Source organism: Nocardioides cavernae, assembly GCF_016907475.1.
GTDB classification, from domain to species: domain Bacteria; phylum Actinomycetota; class Actinomycetes; order Propionibacteriales; family Nocardioidaceae; genus Nocardioides; species Nocardioides cavernae.
This window is the reverse complement of the sequence record NZ_JAFBCA010000001.1, coordinates 1,788,064-1,810,067: the sequence shown is the minus strand read 5'-3', so window position 1 is coordinate 1,810,067 and position 22,004 is coordinate 1,788,064. Positions and strand designations below refer to the sequence as shown.

General features: G+C 70.8%; 20 protein-coding genes and 1 riboswitch. Of the genes, 10 read left to right on the top strand and 10 right to left on the bottom strand.

The window, feature by feature from the left end; genetic code table 11:
• Positions 1-40: 40 nt before the first annotated feature.
• Positions 41-1,456, bottom strand: a complete 1,416-nt coding sequence (locus JOD65_RS08350) for a ferredoxin reductase family protein (protein WP_191196288.1) — start codon at positions 1,454-1,456, stop codon at positions 41-43.
• Positions 1,457-1,570: 114 nt separating this feature from the next.
• On the opposite strand from JOD65_RS08350, the gene JOD65_RS08345 reads away from it, so the two are divergent.
• The 4 genes from JOD65_RS08345 (at position 1,571) to JOD65_RS08330 (ending at position 7,222) form a co-directional block, all read left to right on the top strand.
• Positions 1,571-2,488, top strand: a complete 918-nt coding sequence (locus JOD65_RS08345; protein ID WP_191196287.1) for a carbohydrate kinase family protein — start codon at positions 1,571-1,573, stop codon at positions 2,486-2,488.
• Complete coding sequence (locus tag JOD65_RS08340) at positions 2,489-3,403, top strand: pseudouridine-5'-phosphate glycosidase (RefSeq protein ID WP_191196286.1); 915 nt, start codon at positions 2,489-2,491, stop codon at positions 3,401-3,403.
• A 65-nt stretch (positions 3,404-3,468) separates the two neighbouring features.
• A riboswitch (cobalamin riboswitch) is annotated at positions 3,469-3,690 on the top strand.
• Between the two features lie 131 nt (positions 3,691-3,821).
• Entirely contained in the window at positions 3,822-6,203 is a 2,382-nt protein-coding gene (locus JOD65_RS08335; protein WP_204811033.1) for a ribonucleoside-diphosphate reductase subunit alpha, read from the top strand.
• Positions 6,200-7,222 (top strand): ribonucleotide-diphosphate reductase subunit beta, encoded by a 1,023-nt coding sequence (locus JOD65_RS08330; protein WP_307821028.1) that lies wholly within the window; start codon positions 6,200-6,202, stop codon positions 7,220-7,222. The genes JOD65_RS08335 and JOD65_RS08330 overlap by 4 nt, the downstream gene beginning before the upstream one ends.
• A 103-nt stretch (positions 7,223-7,325) precedes the next feature.
• On the opposite strand, the gene JOD65_RS08325 is transcribed toward JOD65_RS08330, so the two are convergent.
• Both JOD65_RS08325 and JOD65_RS08320 read right to left on the bottom strand, forming a co-directional pair.
• Positions 7,326-7,724, bottom strand: a complete 399-nt coding sequence (locus JOD65_RS08325; protein ID WP_191196285.1) for a YccF domain-containing protein — start codon at positions 7,722-7,724, stop codon at positions 7,326-7,328.
• 39 nt (positions 7,725-7,763) lie between these two features.
• Positions 7,764-8,051, bottom strand: coding sequence for a glutaredoxin domain-containing protein (locus JOD65_RS08320; protein WP_204811031.1), 288 nt, complete (start codon positions 8,049-8,051; stop codon positions 7,764-7,766).
• Between the two features lie 32 nt (positions 8,052-8,083).
• On the opposite strand from JOD65_RS08320, the gene JOD65_RS08315 reads away from it, so the two are divergent.
• Positions 8,084-8,500: a VOC family protein gene (locus JOD65_RS08315; RefSeq protein WP_191196284.1), complete on the top strand. Its 417-nt coding sequence runs from the start codon at positions 8,084-8,086 to the stop codon at positions 8,498-8,500.
• Positions 8,497-9,087 (top strand): GNAT family N-acetyltransferase, encoded by a 591-nt coding sequence (locus tag JOD65_RS08310; protein ID WP_307821027.1) that lies wholly within the window; start codon positions 8,497-8,499, stop codon positions 9,085-9,087. The genes JOD65_RS08315 and JOD65_RS08310 overlap by 4 nt, the downstream gene beginning before the upstream one ends.
• A 182-nt stretch (positions 9,088-9,269) precedes the next feature.
• On the opposite strand, the gene JOD65_RS08305 is transcribed toward JOD65_RS08310, so the two are convergent.
• Genes JOD65_RS08305 through JOD65_RS08295 form a run of 3 tightly spaced genes read right to left on the bottom strand, consistent with a single transcriptional unit; the run spans position 9,270 to position 14,959 of the window.
• Positions 9,270-10,712, bottom strand: coding sequence for a basic amino acid/polyamine antiporter (locus JOD65_RS08305; RefSeq protein WP_191196283.1), 1,443 nt, complete (start codon positions 10,710-10,712; stop codon positions 9,270-9,272).
• Between the two features lie 30 nt (positions 10,713-10,742).
• Positions 10,743-14,117 (bottom strand): bifunctional lysylphosphatidylglycerol synthetase/lysine--tRNA ligase LysX, encoded by a 3,375-nt coding sequence (gene lysX, locus JOD65_RS08300; RefSeq protein WP_191196282.1) that lies wholly within the window; start codon positions 14,115-14,117, stop codon positions 10,743-10,745.
• Positions 14,114-14,959: a DMT family protein gene (locus JOD65_RS08295; RefSeq protein WP_191196281.1), complete on the bottom strand. Its 846-nt coding sequence runs from the start codon at positions 14,957-14,959 to the stop codon at positions 14,114-14,116. Before JOD65_RS08295 ends, lysX begins: the two co-directional genes overlap by 4 nt.
• Positions 14,960-15,048: 89 nt before the next feature.
• On the opposite strand from JOD65_RS08295, the gene JOD65_RS08290 reads away from it, so the two are divergent.
• Together JOD65_RS08290 and JOD65_RS08285 are read left to right on the top strand one after the other, a co-directional pair.
• The gene (locus JOD65_RS08290) at positions 15,049-16,323 is read left to right on the top strand and encodes an LssY C-terminal domain-containing protein (RefSeq protein WP_191196280.1); all 1,275 of its coding nucleotides are present in this window, start codon (positions 15,049-15,051) and stop codon (positions 16,321-16,323) included.
• A gap of 10 nt (positions 16,324-16,333) precedes the next feature.
• Positions 16,334-17,017, top strand: a complete 684-nt coding sequence (locus JOD65_RS08285; protein WP_191196279.1) for a DUF998 domain-containing protein — start codon at positions 16,334-16,336, stop codon at positions 17,015-17,017.
• On the opposite strand, the gene JOD65_RS08280 is transcribed toward JOD65_RS08285, so the two are convergent.
• From JOD65_RS08280 to JOD65_RS08270, 3 genes are read right to left on the bottom strand one after another with little or no spacing between them, the layout of a single operon-like run.
• Positions 16,971-17,468, bottom strand: coding sequence for a VOC family protein (locus tag JOD65_RS08280; protein WP_191196278.1), 498 nt, complete (start codon positions 17,466-17,468; stop codon positions 16,971-16,973). The two genes, JOD65_RS08285 and JOD65_RS08280, sit on opposite strands and share 47 nt — an antisense overlap.
• A 5-nt stretch (positions 17,469-17,473) precedes the next feature.
• Positions 17,474-18,289: a maleylpyruvate isomerase N-terminal domain-containing protein gene (locus JOD65_RS08275; RefSeq protein ID WP_204811029.1), complete on the bottom strand. Its 816-nt coding sequence runs from the start codon at positions 18,287-18,289 to the stop codon at positions 17,474-17,476.
• A 2-nt stretch (positions 18,290-18,291) separates the two neighbouring features.
• Positions 18,292-18,735, bottom strand: coding sequence for a hypothetical protein (locus JOD65_RS08270; protein WP_204811027.1), 444 nt, complete (start codon positions 18,733-18,735; stop codon positions 18,292-18,294).
• A gap of 234 nt (positions 18,736-18,969) precedes the next feature.
• Between JOD65_RS08270 and JOD65_RS08265 the strand changes: the two genes are divergently transcribed.
• Complete coding sequence (locus tag JOD65_RS08265) at positions 18,970-19,494, top strand: DUF402 domain-containing protein (protein WP_191196276.1); 525 nt, start codon at positions 18,970-18,972, stop codon at positions 19,492-19,494.
• Positions 19,495-19,510: 16 nt separating this feature from the next.
• Here JOD65_RS08265 and JOD65_RS08260 read toward each other — a convergent pair whose 3' ends face one another.
• A complete protein-coding gene (locus JOD65_RS08260) occupies positions 19,511-20,521 on the bottom strand; it encodes a quinone oxidoreductase family protein (RefSeq protein WP_204811025.1) in 1,011 nt (336 codons plus the stop codon).
• A gap of 193 nt (positions 20,522-20,714) precedes the next feature.
• On the opposite strand from JOD65_RS08260, the gene JOD65_RS08255 reads away from it, so the two are divergent.
• Positions 20,715-22,004 (top strand): esterase-like activity of phytase family protein, encoded by a 1,290-nt coding sequence (locus tag JOD65_RS08255; RefSeq protein ID WP_191196275.1) that lies wholly within the window; start codon positions 20,715-20,717, stop codon positions 22,002-22,004.

Below are 22,004 nucleotides of genomic sequence, written 5' to 3'. Positions count from 1 at the left end.
CAGGGTGCTCAGGACCCACAGGACGATGCGTCTCACGGGGTCACCAGCCGAAGCTCTCGACGTGGACGTGCCGGTCGGGCACGCCGGCCGCGCGGAGGTCGCGGACGACGAGGTCGGCCCAGGGGCCCGGGCCGCAGACGTAGACGTCGCGCTCGGCCACGTCAGGCACCCAGGCGGTGAGGGCGGCGAGGTCGGTGGGGGCCTCGACCCCGTCGCCCAGCCAGGAGTCGGGTGCCCGCCGGGCACCGGGGATGCCCCAGGCGACGAGGCCGCGGTGCCGGGCCAGGGCGATGAGCTCGTCGGCGAAGATCGGCTCGTCGGACCAGCGGTGGAGGAGCACCGCGTCGCCGGGTGCGTACGCCAGCCCCTCCGCGAGCGCGCGCAGCGGGGTGATCCCCACGCCGGCGCCGATCAGCAGCACCTTGCGGTTGCGGCGGGCGCGGGGGCTGAGGCGCCCGTAGGGCCCCTCGACCCAGACCCGTGAGCCGACGTCGAGGCCGGGAGCGGCGCCGCTGCCGTCGCCGACGTCCTGCACGGTGATCCGCAGCGACCGGCCGTCGGGGGCCGCCGACAGCGAGTACGGGTTGGCGCGCGTCCTTCCCTTGCGTCCGAGGAAGCGCCAGGTGAGGAACTGCCCGGCCTCGACCGGCAACCGGTGCAGGTCACGTCCCGTGACGTGCACCGAGACCGTGCCGGGACCCTCGGGCACCACGGCGGCGACCCTCAAGTCGTGGCGCAGGTTGCGCCAGACCGGCAGGGCGACGCGCCACACCAGGACGCTCCCGGCGCACGCCGCCCACGCGGTCCACCAGAAGACCCGGCGGCCCGGCGAGGAGGTGAAGTCGGCACCGGTCCATAGCTGGTGCGGGATCGCGAGCCCGACGCCGAGGTAGGCGTAGAGGTGCATGAGGTGCCACGACTCGTAGCGGAGGCGGCGGCGGGCGGCGCGGATGCTGGTCGCCACCACCATCACCAGGCACACCGTGGCCGCGGTGGCCAGCAGCATTCCGGGGTAGTTCACGACCAGGTCCCACAGGGTCGCGGGCACGGCGGTGACCGAGCCGGCGGCGTAGCCCCACGTGATGAGGACGACGTGCGCCACCATGAGGTCGAACGAGGTGAGGCCGACCAGGCGGTGGATGCGCACGAGCCGTTCCTGGCCGAAGGCCCGCTCCAGGACCGGGATGCGCGCCATGAGCAGGACCTGGGCGAGGAGCAGCACGGCGGCGACGAGGCCGGTGACCCGACCCAGGGACGACAGGCCGGCCGCCCAGCCGCCCAGGTCGGTGATGCCGCCACCGGTGAGCCACCACCAGACGACCAGGAGCAGCGAGAGCCACAGAGTGGTCCCTGCCACGAGCCGGACGACGTCGTCGCGCCGGGCCCGGACGCCGATCGCCGGGTCCGGCGTCGGCGGCGCGAGCGGGATCGCTGCCGGGGTGTGCAGGTGGGTCATGGGGACGAACCTGCCGGTCCCCGCTGGGGCCTGCGTGGGTGCGACCTGTGACGTTCCTGTGAGTGTTCCCGCGGGTGCCGCGTCCGTCGGCGCGGCGTCTGTCAGGATCTGCGCGTGAAGCAGTGGGTCGTGGTCGTCGGCGGGACCAACATGGACGTCGTCGCCCGCACCTCCTCGCCCCTCGTCCCCGCGACCAGCAACCCCGGCCACACCCGGATCTCCCCCGGCGGCGTCGGCCGCAACGTCGCCGCATGCCTGGGGCTGCTCGGCACCCCGGTGCGACTGGTGTCCGCCGTCGGTGACGACGCCTTCGGCGACGAGGCGCTGCGGGTGACCGCCGCGTGCGGTGCCGACATCGCCGCCGTACGCCGTGCGCCCGGTGCGACCGGCACCTACACCGCCGTGCTCGACGACCGCGGCGAGCTCGTGGCCGCGGTGTCGGACATGGCGATCGTCGACGAGCTGCAGCTCGAGACGGTCCACCTCACCGACGCGGCGCTCGTCGTGCTCGACGGCAACCTCCCGCACGCCCAGGCGACCCGGGTCGTCGCCGCCGCCGCGGACGCCGGCGTCCCGCTCGCCTTCGAGCCGGTCTCGGTCGCCAAGGCAGCTCGGCTGGCGGACCTGGTGCACGACCTGTTCCTCGTCACACCCAACGCCGACGAGATCGCGGCGCTCACCGGTCGCGCCCCTGCTGACTGGCGCGCCGCCGTGGCCGACCTGCACGAGCGGGGCGTCGAGCACGTCTGGCTGAGGCACGGTGCCGAAGGGTCGTGGATGTGCAGCCGCGGCGAGGAGCCGGTCCACCTGCCCGCCGTCCCGGCCACCGTCGTGGACGTGACCGGCGCGGGTGACGCGATGCTCGCGGCCTGGGTCGCGGCCTGGCTGACGGGCGCGGACCCCGTCGAGGCCGCGCGCCTCGGCCACCGCGCCGCCGCCGCGACCGTCGAGAGCCACCACACCGTCCGGCCCGACCTGGCCGACGCCATCACTCACGACACCGAGCAGCACCCGTCCGAGAAGGGATCCTGAATGCTGACCGTCACCGACGAGGTCCGCGACGCGCTCGCGTCCGGCCTGCCGGTCGTCGCGCTGGAGAGCACCATCATCAGCCACGGCATGCCCTACCCGCAGAACGTCGAGATGGCACGCACCGTGGAGGGCATCGTCCGCGACGGCGGCGCCGTGCCGGCCACGATCGCCGTGCTCCACGGCCGGCCGACGATCGGCCTGTCCGCCGACGACCTCGAGCTGCTTGCCTCCGACGAGTCGGTCATCAAGGTCTCCCTGCGCGACCTGCCCTACGTCGTCTCGCGCGGCCTGCACGGCGCGACGACCGTCGCCTCGACGATGCGCCTGGCTGCCCTCGCCGGCATCAGCGTCTTCGTGACCGGCGGGCTCGGCGGCGTGCACCGCGGCGCCGAGACGTCGTACGACGTGTCGGCCGACCTCACCGAGCTCTCGACGACGTCGGTGGCGGTGGTCTGCGCGGGCGTCAAGAGCATCCTCGACATCGGCCTGACCCTGGAGAAGCTCGAGACGCTGGGGGTGCCGGTCCTGGGCTACGGCACCGACGAGTTCCCGTCGTTCTTCTCCCGCTCGTCGGGATTCGCCGCACCGATGCGCGTCGACTCCCCCGCCGAGGTCGCTGCGCTGATGCGGGCCAAGTGGGACCTCGGGCTCGCGGGCGGCGTCGTCGTCGCCAACCCGATCCCGGCCGAGTCCGAGATCCCGGCCGGGGAGATCGGCGCGATCATCGACCGCGCGCTCGCCGACATGGACTCCCTCGGCATCACCGGCAAGGACGCCACGCCCTACCTGCTGGGCCGCATCGTCGAGATCAGCGACGGTGCCTCGCTCACCGCCAACATCGCGCTCGTCGAGCACAACGCGCGCCTCGGCGCGGCCATCGCGCGGGAGCACGTCGCGCTCACGCCCTCCTCCTGAGCGGACACGGCGGGCCGACACGCCGCCACTAGATGTGGTCCCACACTTCTCCGCGAGCCCTACATATGGTGTTCCACGTAGCTGGTTCGGCGCGTCAGCCAGGCGCGTCGAGGCAAGAGGGAACCCGGTGTGAGTCCGGGACTGCCCCGCAGCGGTGAGTGGGAACGACAGCCGTCACACAGCACTGGGTCGCCAGACCTGGGAAGCGACGGCCGGTAGGGGTCGACCGGACGAGTCCGGGAGGCGCGCCCACGAGTCCGAAGACCTGCCAGCGCACCGTGCCCGACCGGGCGCGGTGGTCCGGGGCCTCGTGGGAAGGCCGGTGGGCTCGTACGACGCTGCGCCTGCGCGACCTCGTGCTCCCTCACTCCTCCCCGCGACCCCGGACCTCCCCAGGACCGACCTCGCGAGGAGAGAAATGACGGTCACCACCGCACCGGGACGCACGTCCATGCAGGTGCGCAAGCGCAACGGCGACGACGAGCCCGTCGACGTCAACAAGATCGTCCGGGCCGTCGACCGGGTCAGTGCCGACCTGGCCGACGTCGACCCCATGCGCGTCGCGACCCGCACGATCAGCGGGCTCTACGACGGCGCCACCACCGCCGAGCTCGACCGGCTGTCGATCCAGACGGCCGCCGAGATGATCGGCGAGGAGCCGCAGTACTCCCGGCTGGCCGCACGCCTGCTGTCGTCGTACGTCGACAAGGAGGTGCGCAACCAGGGCGTGATGTCGTTCAGCCAGTCCGTGGCGCTCGGCCACGCGGAGGGGCTGATCGGCGACGACACCGCCCGGTTCGTCAAGGACAACGCCCGCAAGCTCGACTTCGCGATCGACGTCGACGGCGACCGACGCTTCGAGTACTTCGGGCTGCGCACGGTCTACGACCGCTACCTGCTGCGCCACCCGTCGAGCCGGCTGGTCGTCGAGACCCCGCAGTACTTCCTGCTGCGCGTCGCCTCGGGGCTGGCGGAGTCCCCCGGCGAGGCCATCCGGTTCTACCGGCTGATGTCGTCGCTGGCCTACCTGCCGTCGTCGCCGACGCTGTTCAACTCCGGGACCCGGCACACCCAGATGTCGTCGTGCTACCTCGTGGACAGCCCACGCGACGACCTCGACTCGATCTACGCGCGCTACGCCCAGGTGGCGAAGCTGTCGAAGTTCGCCGGCGGCATCGGGATCGGCTTCTCCCGCGTCCGCTCCCGCGGCGCCCTGATCCGCGGCACCAACGGTCAGTCCAACGGCATCGTGCCGTTCCTGCGCACCCTCGACTCGTCGGTCTCGGCCGTCAACCAGGGCGGTCGGCGCAAGGGCGCGGCCTGCGTCTACCTCGAGCCGTGGCACCCCGACGTCGAGGAGTTCCTCGAGCTGCGCGACAACACCGGCGAGGACGCCCGGCGGACCCACAACCTCAACCTCGCCAACTGGGTCCCCGACGAGTTCATGCGTCGCGTCGAGGCCGACGCCGACTGGTCGCTGATCGACCCCGACCAGGCGCCCGAGCTGCCCGACCTGTGGGGCGCGGCGTTCGACGAGGCCTACCGCCGCGCCGAGGACGAGGGCCGAGTGGTGCGGCAGGTGAGGGCCCGCGACCTCTACGCCAGGATGATGCGCACCCTCGCCCAGACCGGCAACGGCTGGATGACCTTCAAGGACGCCAGCAACCGCACCTGCAACCAGACCCGCGACACCCCGGGCGGGCCCGTCGTCCACCTGTCCAACCTGTGCACCGAGATCATCGAGGTCTCCTCCGACCGCGAGACCGCGGTCTGCAACCTCGGCTCGATCAACCTCGCCCAGCACCTCGCCGACGGGGGCGTCGACTGGGACAAGCTCCGCGAGACCGTGCGCACGGCCGTGCCGCTGCTCGACCGGGTGATCGACATCAACTACTACCCCAGCGACGAGTCGGCCGCGTCCAACCCGCGCTGGCGCCCGGTCGGGCTCGGCCTGATGGGCCTGCAGGACGCCTTCTTCGCCCTGCGGCTGCCGTTCGACTCCCCCGAGGCGCTCGAGCTCTCGACCCGGGTGCAGGAGGAGATCTACCTGACCGCCCTCGAGGTGTCGGTCGACCTCGCGCGACGCCACGGCCCCCACCCGGCGTACGACGAGACGCGTGCGGCCGCAGGCGTGCTCCAGCCCGACCACTGGGACGCCTCGCCGGCCCAGGCCGAGCGATGGGCCGCGCTGCGGAAGTCGGTCGCCGAGCACGGGCTGCGCAACTCGCTGCTCGTCGCCATCGCGCCGACGGCCACGATCGCCTCGATCGCCGGCTGCTACGAGTGCATCGAGCCGCAGGTGTCCAACCTGTTCAAGCGCGAGACCCTGTCGGGCGAGTTCCTCCAGGTCAACGCCGCCCTCACCCGGGAGCTGAAGTCGCGCGGTCTCTGGACGGCCGAGGTGCGCGGGGCGATCAAGCGGGCGGAGGGGTCCGTGCAGGGCCTCGCCCAGCTGCCCGACGACGTCCGCGAGCTCTACCGGACTGCCTGGGAGCTGCCCCAGCGGGCGCTGATCGACATGGCGGCCGCGCGCTCGCCGTACATCGACCAGAGCCAGTCGCTCAACCTCTTCATCGCCGGACCCTCGATCGGGAAGCTCTCGTCGATGTACCTCCACGCGTGGAAGTCCGGCCTGAAGACGACCTACTACCTGCGCTCGCGCCCGGCGACGCGGATCCAGCAGACGACCGTGTCGGTCACCGCACCTGACGCCGTCGAGACCACTCCCCTGACCATCTCGGACGACGAGGCGCTCGCCTGCTCGCTCGAGAACCCCGAGAACTGCGAGGCCTGCCAGTGACCATCACCCATGACGACACGAAGATGCTGCTCGACCCGGGGATGAACCTCACCCTGCGGCCGATGCGCTACCCGCACTTCTACGACCGCTACCGCGACGCGATCAAGAACACCTGGACCGTCGAGGAGGTCGACCTCCACTCCGACCTCAAGGACCTGCAACGGCTCAGCGACGCCGAGCGGCACCTGGTGTCGCGACTGGTGGCGTTCTTCGCGACCGGGGACACCATCGTCGCCAACAACCTGGTGCTCAACCTCTACCAGCACATCAACTCCCCCGAGGGCCGGCTGTACCTGTCGCGTCAGCTCTTCGAGGAGGCGGTGCACGTGCAGTTCTACCTGACGCTGCTCGACACCTACGTGCCCGACGAGACGGAGCGCCACGAGGCGTTCGCGGCGGTCGACAACATCCCCTCGATCAAGGCCAAGGCCGACTTCTGCTTCCAGTGGATCGACTCCGTCTTCGACCTCGACGCGCTCGAGACCCGGGAGCACCGGCGGAAGTTCCTGCTCAACCTGATCTGCTTCGCCGCGGTGATCGAGGGCCTGTTCTTCTACGGGGCGTTCGCCTACGTCTACTTCCTCCGCTCGCGTGGATTCCTCAACGGCCTCGCGTCCGGCACCAACTGGGTCTTCCGCGACGAGTCGATGCACATGGCCTTCGCCTTCGACGTGGTCGACACGGTGCGCGAGGAGGAGCCCGAGCTCTTCGACGACGAGATGGCCGCGCAGGTCCGTCAGATGCTGGTCGACGGCGTCGACGCGGAGGCGCTCTTCGCCGAGGACCTCCTCGGCGGCGGGGTCGCCGGGCTCTCGACGGCCGACATGCGCTCCTACCTGGAGTACGTCGCCGACCGCCGGATGGAGCGCCTGGGCCTGCCGGTCATCTACGGCTCGAAGAACCCGCTGGCGTTCATGGAGCTGCAGGACGTGCAGGAGCTCTCCAACTTCTTCGAGCGCAAGGTCTCGGCCTACCAGGTCGGCGTGAGCGGCGCCGTCGGGTTCGACGAGGACTTCTGAGCGCCGCACGTGCGGCGGTCGTGGCCCTCGTTCCGGTCATTCGGGGGCCACTTCCGCCGCACGTGCGCGGCCGTAGGGCGCGGCGAGGGCCTCGCGCGGCTCGCTAGCGGTGGCGGTCGAACTCGCCGCTGCGGGTGGGGACGATGTCCTTGCCGAGCGGCGCCAGCGAGATCGGGATGAGCTTGAGGTCGGCGAGCGCCAGCGGGATGCCGATGATCGTGACTGCGAGCGCCACGGCGGACACGATGTGCGCGATGACCAGCCACCAGCCGGCCAGCACGAACCAGATCACGTTGCCGATGAACGAGCCGACGCCCGCCGACGGCTTGGCGACGATGGTCCGGCCGAAGGGCCAGAGCGCGAAGCCCGCGATCCGGAAGGCAGCGATCGCCCACGGGATCGTGATGATCGGGATGCACAGCAGCACTCCGGCGAGCACGTAGCCGAGGAACAGCCAGAACCCGCCGAGGACCAGCCAGACGAGGTTGAGGAGCGTGCGCACAGGGCGATCAAACCAGACCACCGGCTGCCGCCGGGAGGTTCAGAGCGCCGCGAGGACCTCGCGCGGGGGCGGGTTCGTGTGAGGCACGCCGCCGATGACGACCGTCGGGACGACCTCGTCGCCGTCGTTGACGCTCCTGACGTACGCCGACGCGTCGGGGTCGGCCCACACGTCGACCCACACGACGTCGTCCACCCGATTCCCGAGCACGAGCTGGAGCCGCTTGCAGAACGGGCAGCCCTTGCGCCAGTAGACGACCACCCGGCCCGCGTCCGCCGCACGGGCAGCGTCAGAGGCCGACACCGACGGGGGCTTCCGATTGAACACGTCCGCCAGTATGACCGTGCTTGGATCGCTGCATGGCCTCCCGACTGACCGAGATCTCGCTCGACTGCCACGACCCGGACCTGCTCGCCGACTTCTGGTGCGGGGTGCTGGGCTGGGAGGTCGTCCACCGCGAGCCGGGGCTCGTGGAGATCAGTCCGGCGAGGGTCGAGGACCAGGCCCTGCTCGACGCCGTGCGTTCCGGACCGGTGCCGCCGACGATCTTCCTGGCGAAGGTCGACGAGCCGAAGGTCGTCAAGAACCGCGCGCACTTCGACGTCTCCCCCGTCGACGTACCGCAGGAGGAGGAGGTCGAGCGCATCCTCGCCCTGGGTGCCACGCGGGCCGACGTCGGGCAGACGGGCGAGGAGTCGTGGACGGTGCTCGCGGACCCGGAGGGCAACGAGTTCTGCGTGCTGCGCAGCCTCGCGCCCGGTCACTTCTCGCTGTGAGCGCGCCCGAAGACTCCCTCGCGGGCGAGGCCGGGCCGGACGTGCGGTTGCCGATCGAGACAGACCGGCTGCTCCTGCGTCCGCACCGGACGAGCGACCTCGACGACCTCGCGCAGTTCCGCGGCGATCCCGAGGTCGTGCGCTACGTGCCGTGGCCGGTCCGCGACCGCGCGGCGACCGAGGAGACTCTGCAGGTCAAGCTCACCCAGACCGAGCTCGTCGCCCACGGCCAGTGGCTGGTGCTCGCCGTCGAGGTGCGGTCGACCGGCACGGTGATCGGCGAGGTGCTGCTCAAGTGGGCCGCGGACCGTCAGGGCGAGGTCGGCTTCGCGCTCGGCCGCGACCACCAGGGACAGGGCTACGCCGCCGAGGCCGCCACGGCGATGCTGCGGCTGGGCTTCGACGAGCTCGGCTTCCACCGGATCTCCGCCGTCTGCATCGAGGAGAACGTCGCCTCCGCCCGGCTGCTGGCCCGGCTGGGCATGCGGCAGGAGGCACGCCTGGTCGACAACGTGTTCTTCAAGGGCGCGTGGGCCACCCAGCTCGTGTTCGCGATGCTCGAGGACGAGTGGCGCGCGCCGAGATGACGAAGGAGCCCCGCCGATCGCGACGACCGGCGGGGCCTCGACCGTCCCCTGTCGGTCACCTCGACGATGACCGGAGCCCGGCCCCGTCTCTACACCCTGAGGGCGGATGGACAAACCCTCCCAGGTGCAGCGGGCGGGGACGCCACCGTCGTGGGGACCGAACGGGTCGGCCAGACCGGACCTCACATGGCCAGGGTGCCGGTGGAGATCACGACGATCCCGACGACCGCCGCCACGCTGAGCAGCGCGCACGCCACCGCCTCCACGGGAGTGAATGCGCGCAGTCCCTGCTCGCGTCGTGCGGCCAGGTACAGCAACGTGCCCGGCGCGTAGATCATGCAGGCGAGCAACAGGTACTCCGCGCCCGCCGAGTACAGCAGGAACACGGCGTAGAGAACCGCGACGACGGCGATGCTCCGCTGCCTGCGCCGCTCGCGCTCCTCGTCGTCGCGGTAGGTCTCGCGGGTCACGGTGAGCTTCAGCGCATAGCCCGCCGCGAGCAGGTAGGGGATCAACGAGAGCGCCGTGTCCAGCTTGAGCATGAAGTCCAGGGCATCATCGACGAAGAGCACCAGCAGGAGCAGCACCTGGACGGCGATGGTGGTGCTGACCAGCGCCGCGATCGGGGTGGCGAACCTGTTGTTGCGGGTGAGGAACCTGGGCATGACGTCGGTCGTCGCGGGCGCGTAGAGCACCTCGGCGTTGACCAGTGTCCAGGCCAGGTAGGCCCCCTGCACGGAGATGATCACCGCCACGTCCACGAGGTCCGAGCCCCACGGGCCGACCACGGACTCGAGCACGCTGCCCATCGACGGCGGTTCGGCGGCGGCGAGGTCGGACCGCGGAAGCACGCCGTACGAGACCAGCGTGACCGACGCGAACAGCGCGAGCACGCTCAGGAACCCCAGCACCGTCGCGCGCCCCACGTCCCGGCGTCGCCGCGCCAGTCGCGAGTAGACACTGGCTCCCTCGACACCCAGGAAGACGAAGGTGGTGACGAGCATCGTGTCCTTCACCTGGTCGAACAACGATCCGATCGTGTGGGTCTCGCTCCCCCAGAAGTTGTCGGTGAAGGTGCGGGCCTCGAAGGCGAGCAGCACGACCACGATGAACACCACGATCGGAATCAGCTTGGCCACGGTGACGATGCGGTTGATCACGGCCGCCTGCCGGATCCCGCGGGCGATGAGGATGTGGAAGAGCCAGACGCCCACGGATGCCACGACCACCGCGAGGACGGTGTTTCCCTGGCCCAGGCCGGGGAAGAACGCTCCGAGCGAGGTCATCGTGAACACCATGAAGAACACGTTCCCGGCGACGTTGCTGGCCCAGTAGCCGAAGGCGGAGTTGAAGCCGGCGTAGTTCCCGAACCCGGCCTGGGCGTAGACGTAGATGCCGTTGTCCAGGTCGGGTCGCCGGACGGCCAGCGACTGGAAGACGAGGGCGAGCATCAGCATGCCGGTGCCGGCGATGACCCAGGCGATGACCGCACCCAGGACACCAGTGGCGGCACCGAACTGCCGCGGCAGCGTGAAGACGCCTCCGCCCACCATGGACCCGACGACCATGGCGCCGAGGGTGAGGACGGAGACCTTCTGTACGACGTTCTCCTGGCGCGTGCTCACCGGGTTGCTCCTGTGTGCCGGCTGGACGGGTCAGTCGTTCGGACGGGTGAGGGGGAACAGGATCGTGTCCCTGATGGACAGCCCGGTCAGGTTCATCACGAGGCGGTCGATGCCGAGTCCCATCCCACCGGTCGGCGGCATGCCGTACTCGAGTGCTCCGAGGAAGTCCTCGTCGACCTGCATGGCCTCGGGATCGCCGGCTGCCGCCAGCAGCGACTGGGCGACGAGCCGCGCCCGTTGGTCGAGCGGGTCGACCAGCTCGGAGTACGCCGTGCCCTGCTCGGCCCCGAAGATCACCAGGTCCCACTTCTCGGCCAGCCGCGGGTCCGCGCGGTGCGGTCGGGTCAGTGGAGCGTTCTCCTTCGGGAAGTCCTTGTAGAACACCGGGGTCGTGGTGCTGCCCTCACAGAGCTCGGCGTAGACCTCCTCCAGCACGAAGCCCCAGGACGCGTCCGCATCGAGGTCCAGGCCGATGGCCGCGGCATGACGCTGGAGGAGCGGCAGTGGTGTGTCAGCGGTGATCTCCTCGCCGAGCGCCTCCGACACGGCCTCGCACACGGACTTGACCGGCCAGGTTCCCGAGAAGTCGTGCTCGACCGTCTTGCCGTTCTCGTCCGTACGACGCGCGATGGGCGATCCGTAGATCGCCGCGGCCGCCTCCTGGATGATCTCCTGCGTCAGGACCCGCATGGTGTCGTAGTCGCCGTAGGTCGCGTAGACCTCCATCGAGGTGAACTCCGGGTTGTGCTTGAAGTCGACGCCTTCGTTGCGGAACTGTCGCCCCAGCTCGAAGACCCGTTCCATCCCACCGACGACGAGGCGCTTCAGGTGCAGCTCGGTGGCGATCCGGAGGTAGAGGTCCATGTCGTAGGCGTTGATGTGGGTCTCGAACGGCCGGGCGTTCGCACCCCCGTGGACCAGCTGCAGGATGGGGGTCTCGACCTCGGTGAAGCCGCGCGCGTGCAGGGAGTCACGCACGCTGCGCACGATCGTCGCCCGCTTGTAGGCGATGTCGCGAGCCCCAGGGCGCACGATCAGGTCCACATGTCGGTTGCGGACCCGCGCCTCTGGGTCAGTGAGGCCGAGGTGCTTGTCGGGCAGCGGCCGGAGCGACTTGCTGGTCAGCGCGAGGCTCTCGGCGCGCACCGACAGCTCACCCTTCCTCGTGGTGATCACCTCACCGGTCACGCCGAGGTGGTCACCGAGATCGATGTCGCGGCGCCAGAGCTCGTCCTGTGCGGCACCCACGTCCGCGATGTCGACCATGACCTGCAGGTCGCCGCTCCCGTCCCGCAGCTCAGCGAAGCCGAGCTTGCCGTGGTCACGCTTGAGGATGACGCGGCCGGCGATCGAGACGCGCCGCCCGGTGAAGGTGTCCGGCGGCAGGCCGGCGGACTCCGCGATCACCTCGGCCATGGTGTGGGTGCGGGGGAAGGTCACCGGATAGGGGTCGATCCCCGATCGCCTGATCCGGTCCAGCTTCTCCCGACGTACGCGCACCTGCTCCGGGAGCCCTTCGGTCGACAGGGCCTGCGCCACCGGGTCCGGCGCCGGCGGCACGAGGGCGAGCACGGCGGCAGCGTGCTGCGATCCCCCGGTCTCGAGCGCCTCGCCCGGCTTCCTGCCACGCAGTGAGGCGAGCGTGGGCCGGGACAGGAACCCCTCGGCGTTGCCCGCCGCGGTCCCGACCCGCGGCAGGTCGGAGGCGTACTCGAAGCACATGAAGCGCGGTTGCCAGCTCGGCAGGTACTTGGCGTTCGACCGGTAGAGGGACTCCAGCTGCCACGTCCGGCTGGCCAGCAGCAGTCCCTGCCGCCACAGCCGCGCCACCGGACCGGCCCCGATCTGTGCACCTCGCTCGAACGCCTCACGGAACATGGCGAAGTTGAGCGAGACGCGACCCACACCGAAGGTGGCTGCACTCCCGGCCAGTGCAACCACCATCAGCTCCACCAGCCCGTTGCCCGCCGTCGGATCACGTCGCATCAGGTCGAGGGACAGCCCGTTGCGACCCCACGGGACGAAGCTGAGGAAGCCACGCAACCTTCCCTCCTCGTCGTGGGCCTGCACCATCACGCAGTCACCGTCGAGGGGGTCCTCCAGTCGACCCAGCGCCATCGAGAAGCCCCGCTCGTCGCCACCGTCACCGCGCCACTGTCCGGCAGCTGCGATGAGCTCGGCGAAGTCCTCCTCGGTGAGAGTGGAGTGGCGCATCGTCCGGGTCGTGTAACCACGGCGTTGCACCCGCGCGACCGACTGCCGCACGGCCTTCATGCCGGGCCCGCCGAGCGAGAACTCGCTGAGGTCCACCACGGCTTCGTCGCCGATCTCATAGGCGACCAGGCCGGCTTCTGCGAGGGCGGTCGCTCCTTCCTCGCCGGCGCCCATGTTGGCCAGCGACCACCCGTTCGACCGCGCTTCCTGCCGCCACCGCTCGATCGCCGCCGCCCAGTGCTCGGGGTCGCCCACCGGGTTGCCACTGGACAGGCTGACCGAGCCGAACACCCGGTAGGAGACCCCTGCCCGCGCGGTCGCCGGATCACCGGTGTCCCACACGACCGCCTTGTCGCGGCGGGTCGCGAAGTAGCCCAACGAGTCCCGCTCACCGAAGTCGCGCAACAGCGTGCGCACGCAGGCCTCGTCCGCCACCGTCAGCGAGTGTGTGTCACGGGAGGGTCGGAACAGCAGGCTCGCGGAGACGACCACCACCGTCGCGCCGCCCAGTCCGACCACGGCCCGTACCCAGATCGGCGCCGTGACCGGAACGCCCTGCTCGGCCACCCGGCCGACGTCGGCGAGCATGAAGCCGTACACGTACTCCAGCGCCTTCACGTAGCTCGAGGCGCTGCCGAAGGCGAGGACCAGGCCGGCCCCACCGAACAGCACGACGGCGCCCCCCAGGACGAAGAAGGCGACGGCACGTCGCAGGCTTCCCGGCACCTGGGTGGCCACGAACTGGCGGCGCGCCCGGAAGGCCAGCACCAGCACGACGAGGCAGATCACCAGGCCGATGAGGTTGAGCACGACGTCGTCGCCTCGGGCGAGGGCAAGGACCCGGCCCAGCTCGGGCAGGACCAGCCACCAGAGCAGGAAGAGCCACCAGGCGGCTGCGAGCCGGCGGCGCAGGCCGACAGCGAGGACCGTCAGCAGGGCTGCGTAGACCACGCTGGGCACGATCGGGATGGTCAACAGCGAGAGCGCGTCGTCGGCGTCGCTGAAGTAGCGCCGCCACGGGGGGACCAGGGCCACGACGAGGACGAAGGCGGCGAAGGCGAACGTGGTCAGGGCGAAGTAGTCGGGCCAACGGTCATCCTGTGGCGTCGGACGTGTTCCTCGGTCCGACGTCGCCCCCGGCCCCGCGTCGGGGTCCGCCGGGTCCGGCTGCCGCTCGATCACGTCTGTCATGCGGCGTCCCCGTACCGCGCGAGGCTGACTGCTCCCCCGACCGCCAGCACGAAGCCCGCGACGGCAGCCCCGCCCCAGCCGGGTCGGGGTTCGTCGCCGAGCATCAGCAACCCCACGAGGGCGGGTGCGACCGTCTCGCCCACCACGAGCGGGGCCGTCGCCTGTGTCACCGTGCCGCGTTGCAGGGCCGTCGAGTACGCCAGCATGGCCAGCGCCCCGGCGATCACGAGGGCGTACGTCGCCGGGCTGCGCAGCAGTTCGCCGAGCTGGCCGCCGATGCGATCGGGAGCGAGCGACCCCGGGAGCATCCGCGCAGCCACCGAGGTGGCGCCGAACCCGAGACCCGCGATCGCACCCAGCGCGGCGGCTCCTGCCGCGCCGCTCAGCCGGCCCATCGGCACCGCGAGGACCGCGATCGCGACGGTCACCCCCAGGACCCACCACTCCTCGGCCCTGCTGGTCTCAACCGTCCTGTCCTCGGCCGCGGACAGGCCCACGAGAACGAGGCCCCCCATCACCACGGCAAGCCCGATCTTGTCGGCCCGTCGCAGTGGCATGTGCAGCACGACGGCGCCGACGACCGCCGTGATGGCCAGGAAGCTGGCCACGATCGACTGCACGACGAAGAGCGGCAGCGTGCGCACGGCCGCGACGGAGAGCACGAAGCCGAGCCCGTCGAGGCCCACGCCCACGACGTATCGCCAGTTCTTGACCAGCCGCAGCAGGAGCTGGGGGTCGAGACCCTCAGCCGTCTCGGTGCCCCGCGCAGCGACGGCCTGCAGGACCGACCCGATGCCGTAGCACAGCGCCGCTCCGACCGCGCCCAGCAGGCCAAGGACCATCGGTCGACGCTAGAGGTGGCCCCGCGCCCCTCACCTCACCCGGAATGGGTGGGGGCAGCGGGCCCGGAGATCGACGCACACTGGAGGCCATGCGGCAGGGTCGAGGAGTCGAGCGCCGGACCTCGGGGTCGGGCCGCTTGGACGCCCTCTTCTTCACGTTCTCGGCCCTCTCCGCGATCTGGCTGGCGTACCTGCTGCTGGACGCGGCGATCCGCCCGGGGTGGCCCTGGCTGCTCCTCATCGTCTTCTGGGTGTTCTTCTCCTACCTCGTGCTCCCGCGGGTCCACCGCATCCTGACCCGTCTCTACCTGCCGGGGTACTTCATCGGCCGCGCCCGCACCAGTGACGGTCTCCTCGCAGACCCCGTCAACCTGGCGCTGCTCGGCCGCGAGGAGCAGGTGCACCAGATGCTGCGCATCGCAGGATGGATCCGGGCCGACGACATCTCCGTGTCCTCGACGCGGCGCATCGTGCTCGCGACGCTGCGACGGCAGAGCTACCCGCGAGCACCGGTGAGCCCGCTGGTCCTCTTCGACCGCCAGCAGGACTTCGCCTACCAGCAGGAGGTGGCCGGCAGCCCGGCCCAACGGCACCACGTGCGGTTCTGGCGCTGTCCGACAGGATGGATGCTCCCCGGCGGACAGCCGGCCGACTGGGTCGCGGCAGCCACCTTCGACCGAAAGGTCGGGTTGTCCCTGTTCACCCTGCAGATCACCCACAAGATCGCGGAGGACACCGACGTCGAGCGCGACTTCCTCCTGCGGTCGGTGACGGCGAGCAACCCCACCGTGGAGGTGGAGGTCATCTCGAACTTCTCCACGGGCTACCACTCGCGCAACGGAGGCGGTGACCTCATCCAGACCGACGGTGACCTGCCGATCGTGGTGGCCACCGGCGTCCAGGCTCCTCCGTCGCTGCACCCGCAGTCGACCGACAGCCGCAACCGGAGGCCGGCCCAGACCGTCTTCGGCGCTGGCGTGAGCATGCTGCGGGCGGTCACCTACCTCGTCGCGGCCATCGTGATCCTCGCCCCGACGGAGTACCTCGTCGCGGCAGCGGACCGGGGCATCGCCCTCGCTTCCGACGGACGTCTCCAGCTGGGTCCGACTGCGGCTGCGGTCCTCGCTGTGGCCGCAATCGTTGATCTCGTCCTCGCGATCGCCGTGCTCTCAGGCACGAACTGGGCGAGGGTGTGGCTGATGAGCGTCTGCGTGTGCTCCACCACGGTCGCGTTCCTGGCCCACGTACGTGACCGCGACGCCGTGACGCTGGCGCACCTACCCGTCGTGGGGAGCAGCATCCTCGTGCTGCTGGCACTCTCCAGCCACCGCGCCCGCGAGTACGCCACCGGACAACGGGACTAGGTCACCTCGGGTGAAGGACTGGCGCGCGCCCGTGCTCGTCGCCGACGGCATCCTGGCCGCGGTCTTCTACTCCAACTTCCTGCTGGACGCGGTGCTCCCCAGCGACCACGACTGGTCCGCAGTGGTCAGCGAGCTCGAGGTCCCCGGCGCGCAGACTGCGACGTGGCTCCGCACGACCGACGTCCTGTGCGGTGTGCTCGTCCTCCTGCTGCTGCCCCGTGTGTGGGCCGGACTCCCGGTGGGCAGCTGGCGGCGCTGGGCGATCTGGGCCACTGCGATCTTCGCCGTCGCGGGAGCGGCCGCCGGCATCGTCCCGCTCCCCTGCGCCGGCCCCGAGGTGTGCACGAGCACCCGCGACGACCTCCAGCGCTGGGTCCATGACGGGCTGAGCAACGTCTCCCAGGCCGCGATCTTCGTCGGCGCGATGGCCGTCGCCCTCGCCTGTCGTCACCCAGGGCCCCGATGGATGCACCGGGCCGCCTTGATCACCTTCTGGGTCGGCGGGGTGATCGGGACGATCGTGTTCGCCTACTTCGGCGCCGCGGACCCACCGACCTGGCAGACCGGCATCGCGCAGCGCTTCCAGATCGCGATGACCAGCGGCTGGATCATCTGCCTGGCGGTGTTCGCTGCCGGGGCAGCAGGACCTACAGCACCTTGGTGCCGTACATCTCGCCCAGTGGATCCGCGATGAGCTCGAGCCTCGCGCCGTTGGGATCGCGGAAGTAGATCGACGTCCCGCTCTCCTCGAGGTACTCGACACCGGCCTCGTCGAGGTTGCCCTTCAGCCGCTCCCACGTCGCGGGCTCGATCGAGATGGCGATGTGGTGCAGCCCTCCGAGCACCTCGGCGTACGGACCGACGTCGAGACCGGGGAAGTCGAAGAACGCCAGCAGGTTGCCGTGGCCGATGTCGAAGAAGAAGTGGTTCGAGCCCCGGTAGTCACGGTTCTCGAAGATCTCCGTGAGCGGGAACTCCAGCACGTCCTGGTAGAAGGTGACGGTCTCCTCGACGTCGCGAGCCACCACGGCGAAGTGGTGGAGACCGCGGGCGCTCGACGGGCTGCGGGTCGCCTCGGGCCGGAGATACGTCTCGCGGATGCGCTCGCGCTCGGCGTCGATGGCGGCCAGGTCGATGTCGGTCATGGGGCTCAGATCCTGAAGAAGGTGTTCAAGAAGCGGGTGGCGACCGCGCGATCGCCGCGGATCGTGCCGGAGTTGCTGCGACCGAAGGCGGTGAGCACGAAGCTCCCGGGGTCGAACTCGAGCACGGTGACGTCGCTGACCTCGCCCGGCGCGTATGAGAAGCCGTCCTCGGTGAGCGAGATGCGGGTGTCCCCGGCGTTCGGCCCCGACGTGATCCGGATCCCGACCTCGTACGGCCCCTCGGAGGACAGGGCGTTGCTGGTGTACTGCCACAGCACGAACATGAAGGGAGTCAGCAGGTCTGCCGCTTCGCCGGACAGGCCGTGTGCCCGGCCGGTGCCCTGTCGGGCGTCCCAGGAGTGCACGCCGTAGTCCATCAGCTGGAAGGCGGGATAGAAGAACGCCGGCAACGGGCCCATGTAGAAGTGGGGCACCTGGAGGTCGGTCCAGTCCTCGTCGGTGAGTCCCTCGAAGGTGCTCATCATCTGGTCGAAGTCCGCCCGCGCCCGAGCGACCAGCTCGGGACGGGGCACGGACCGGAGGGCGAGCGCCATCTCGTCGCACCGCTGTCCCATCCCGGGCAGGCCGAAGGGGGCGTCGACCTCGGTGCCGTTGCGCGCCGCGTCGAAGGCGACGAAGTAGGCCTCGGTCGTGTCGACGAGGTGCCCGACCAGGTCGCGGACCTGCCAGTGCCCGGCGCCCGTGGGCGCCTCCCAGACCTCGTCGCTGTCGACCAGGTCGAAGAACTGCTCGGCTTCCTGGCGCACGACGCGGAGGATCGTGTCCTTGGCCTCGGGCGTCATGGCGTTCCAGGTGGCCATGCTCATCCCACGGACCCGCGGTAGACGTACGGAACCGGCTCACCCGGGAAGTCCTTGAAGTCGAGGCGGCCCGTCGCTCCGGCGAACCCACCCGTGCCGCTGCCGGCGATGATCGGGTGCTGGCAGCGTCCGTGCACCTCGACGCCGGTCGCCGCGTCCCATTTGGACTCGAACCGGTAGCCGGTCGTGAAGGTGCCCATCGGTCCGCCGTCGAGCCGGCCGACGAAGACCTCCTGGCCGGTCTCGAGGTAGACGCCCGACGGGGTCTCGTGGGTCCCGGTGACCTTGGTGTAGAGGCACCCGTCGAGGCTGCCCTCGAGCGCGAGCCCGGGATAGGTGTCGAAGTCCGCGTACGCGGGCGGAGGGCCGGGGCACTTCGTCGTGTCGTAGTCGGCACTCCCCGAGATGCGCGTCGCGGCCTGGCTCGCCGCGGGATGCACCAGCACGAGAGTCAGCACACAACCACAGAGCGCCCCGAGTCGTCGTCCCTTTCCTTGCATGGTCGTTCCCCGATCTGGACGGGTGGGCCGGGTTGCCCATCAACCTTCCATCCTGCTCCCGGACGAGCCGGCCGGCGGTTCTGTCTAGACCGAAATCCCGGTATCGAGAGCTACGGCCCGGCTCACCACTGACGCGTTCCGACCATTGCCTCCCCCGACGTGGCGCGGGATCCTGTGCTGGTGACCGACGCGGCACCCCCGGCCACCGTGCGGGTGGTCAAGCGCAAGTGGGACGGCACGGTGTCGGCCGTCGACACCGCGTCCCGGTTGGCCGTCGCGGACGGCCAGGTGGCCTGGGTCGTCCGCGCCGGAAGCAGCCGGTCCAAGCCCCGCTCCGGCACCGTCGAGGTGGTCGAGGGCGACGAGCTGTGGCTCTCGGTCACCGGCGCGTGGTGGGTCCTGTGCGGCTACCCCGACGCGGGAGGGTCGCTCACCACCTTCAAGGTGCACGCGTCGGCACCCTTCGAGACGCCAGGCGCGGACGAGATCCGGTGGGTCGACCTCGACCTGGACTTCGACATCACCAGCGGAGACGTCGCCCTGCGCGACGAGGCCGAGTTCCATGACCATGCCCGCACGATGGCGTACCCGAAGGACGTCGTCAGGGGCGCCTGGTCCGGGATCTCCGTCATGGCCGCGCGGTACACCACCGGCGACTGGCCGTTCGACGGAGCACTCCAGGACTGGATCGACGACGGCTGCTAGCCCGCACGGCAGGACCCTAGGACCCGCCCGCGTCGTCGGCGACGTCGGTCATCCGGACGACGACGTTGCCGACCTTGCGGCCGCTGTCGACGTACGCATATGCCTCGCGCAGGTCGTCGAAGGAGTACGTCCGGTCGACCACCGGTCGGTAGTCGCCGCGCTCCATCAGCCGGCGCAGGTGGGTGGCGAGCGTGGAATCGGCTCGCGGGAAGGGGAAGCGCACGTGCCGACGGCCACCGAGCCGGGCGAGCGGGCCGACGGCGGACAGGAGCACGTTCTGCCCTCCGCGTCCGAGCTCGGAGGAGACGTACGTCCCTCCCGGTCGCAGGAGCCGGCTCGCGGCGCCGAACGACAGGTGTCCGGTCGCGTCGACGACGACGTCGAAGCCCGCGCCGGCGTCGTCCGGGACATCGACGCCTTCCTGCACGACGACGTGCCCGGCGCCGAGCCGGGTGAGCAGATCGGGGCGTCCGGGTGGCAGCCGGTCGCAGACAGCCGTCACTTCGACGCCCGCGGCGTGCAGCAGCTGCACCAGGGCGGTGCCGATGCCCCCCGTGGCACCGTGCACCAGGGCTCGGTCGCCCGCGCCGACGCCGGTCACCCGGAGGCAGGCGTGCGCGTAGTGCGCGGCCTCCATGCCCGGGGCGGCGTCCGCGAGGTCCCAACCGCGCGGTACGCGGGCGACGAGGCCGCCGACGGGCACCGCGACGAGCTCGGCGTGGGCGCCGGGCCGGCCGTCGACGAAGCCGAACACCCGGTCCCCCACGTCGTAGGACGTCACCCCCGTGCCGGTCGCCGCCACGACGCCGGCGTACTCGGAACCCAGGACGTGGACGCGCGGCCGTGGCCACCCGCAGGCGAGCCGGTTGACCCACGGGAGGCCGGAGCGGTAGGCGCAGTCGGTGCGGTTGACGGTCGTGGCGTGCACCCGCACCAGCAGCTCCCCCGGACCGGCGACCGGCGCGGCGACGTCCTGGAGGGCGACGACCTCCGGGCCGCCGTAGCGGGTCCGGACCGCTGCTCGCACGCCGTCAGTATGGCGGTGCCGGCTCGCGAGCGGCAGGGGCGGATCAGCGCGGCCCCGGGACCGACCGGGCGTCCGCCCGGAGGACGTCGTGGTCGGTGTGGACGGCGGCCGAGCACGCCGGTCATCCGTTTGCTGGCCCGACTGACGTCCGCCGTTCATGCGGCCGACACCGCCGTCGGCTGGAATGCCGGCCATGACCAAGCTCGGGATCCTCGCCGCTGCCACCCTCACCGCTGCCACCCTCACCGCTGCCTCCCTCACCCCGCACGCCTTCGGCGCCGCCGTCCAGGCGAAACCGCACACCGAACCCGACCCGGCCCGCGCCACGCTGGTCGGCTGGTCAGCGCTGCCGACGCAGACCTATGTCCCGGGAAGCGCACCGAGCGGCCACTGGACGGCGGGCAACACCGCCGTCCCGGCCCCCTACCCGGGCCAGCCGGTGCAGGGCTTCTCGGCGACCCACGCGCTGGCCGACGGCAGCTTCCTCGTGATGAGCGACAACGGGTTCGGCGCCAAGGCCAACAGCGCCGACTTCGAGCTCGCCGTGCACCGCGTCCGCCCGGACGTCGAGACCGGCGCGACGGCCTACGACGGCCTCGCGTTCCGGCTGAGCGACCCCGAGCGACACATCCCGTGGACGACCTGGCGCGACGGCGGGTGCGGTGCGACCGCGACCCTTCCCGCCGGCTACACGTGCCCGGAGCCCGACCGCGTCCTGACCGGGTGGGACTTCGACCCGGAGTCGATGCAGGTCGCCAGGGACGGCACCTTCTGGTTCGGCGAGGAGTTCGGGCCCTACCTGCTCCACACCAAGGCTCGCGGCGAGCTGCTCGAAGCGCCGATCCCCACACCCGGCGTCATGTCGCCCTCGAACCCGACGCTGGGGAGCGCGACGCCGAACCTGGCCAACAGCAAGGGCTACGAAGGCATGGCGATCGCCCCGAACGGCCGCGTGCTGCACCCGATGCTCGAAGGCGCCACCGCAGAGGACCAGGCCGCCGTCCTGGTTGCCGACCTGCGGATCTACACGGTGGTCGACGGCGCGTTCGAGGAGGACTTCCTCCGCTACCGGATGGAGTCCCCGGCACACGCCCTCGGCGACTTCATCATGATCAACAGCCGTCAGGCGCTGGTGATCGAGCGGGACAACCTCCAGGGTGCGACCGCCGTGTTCAAGAGGATCTACCTCGTGGACCTCTCGGACGCCGACCGCGACGGGTACGTCGAGAAGACGCTGCTCGTCGACCTGATGGACGTGCGCAACCCCGACCGCCTCGGAGGCCTCGGCGAGACCTTCACCTTCCCCTTCTTCACCATCGAGGACGTCGAGATCATCGACGCCCGGACCATCGCGGTCATGAACGACAACAACTTCCCCGCAACGGGCGGCCGCGGTCCCGACGTGCCGGACGTCAACGAGTACCTCGAGATCCGACTCGACCAGCCGCTGAAGGTCCACCCGCGTCTGCTCCCCCGCGGCTGA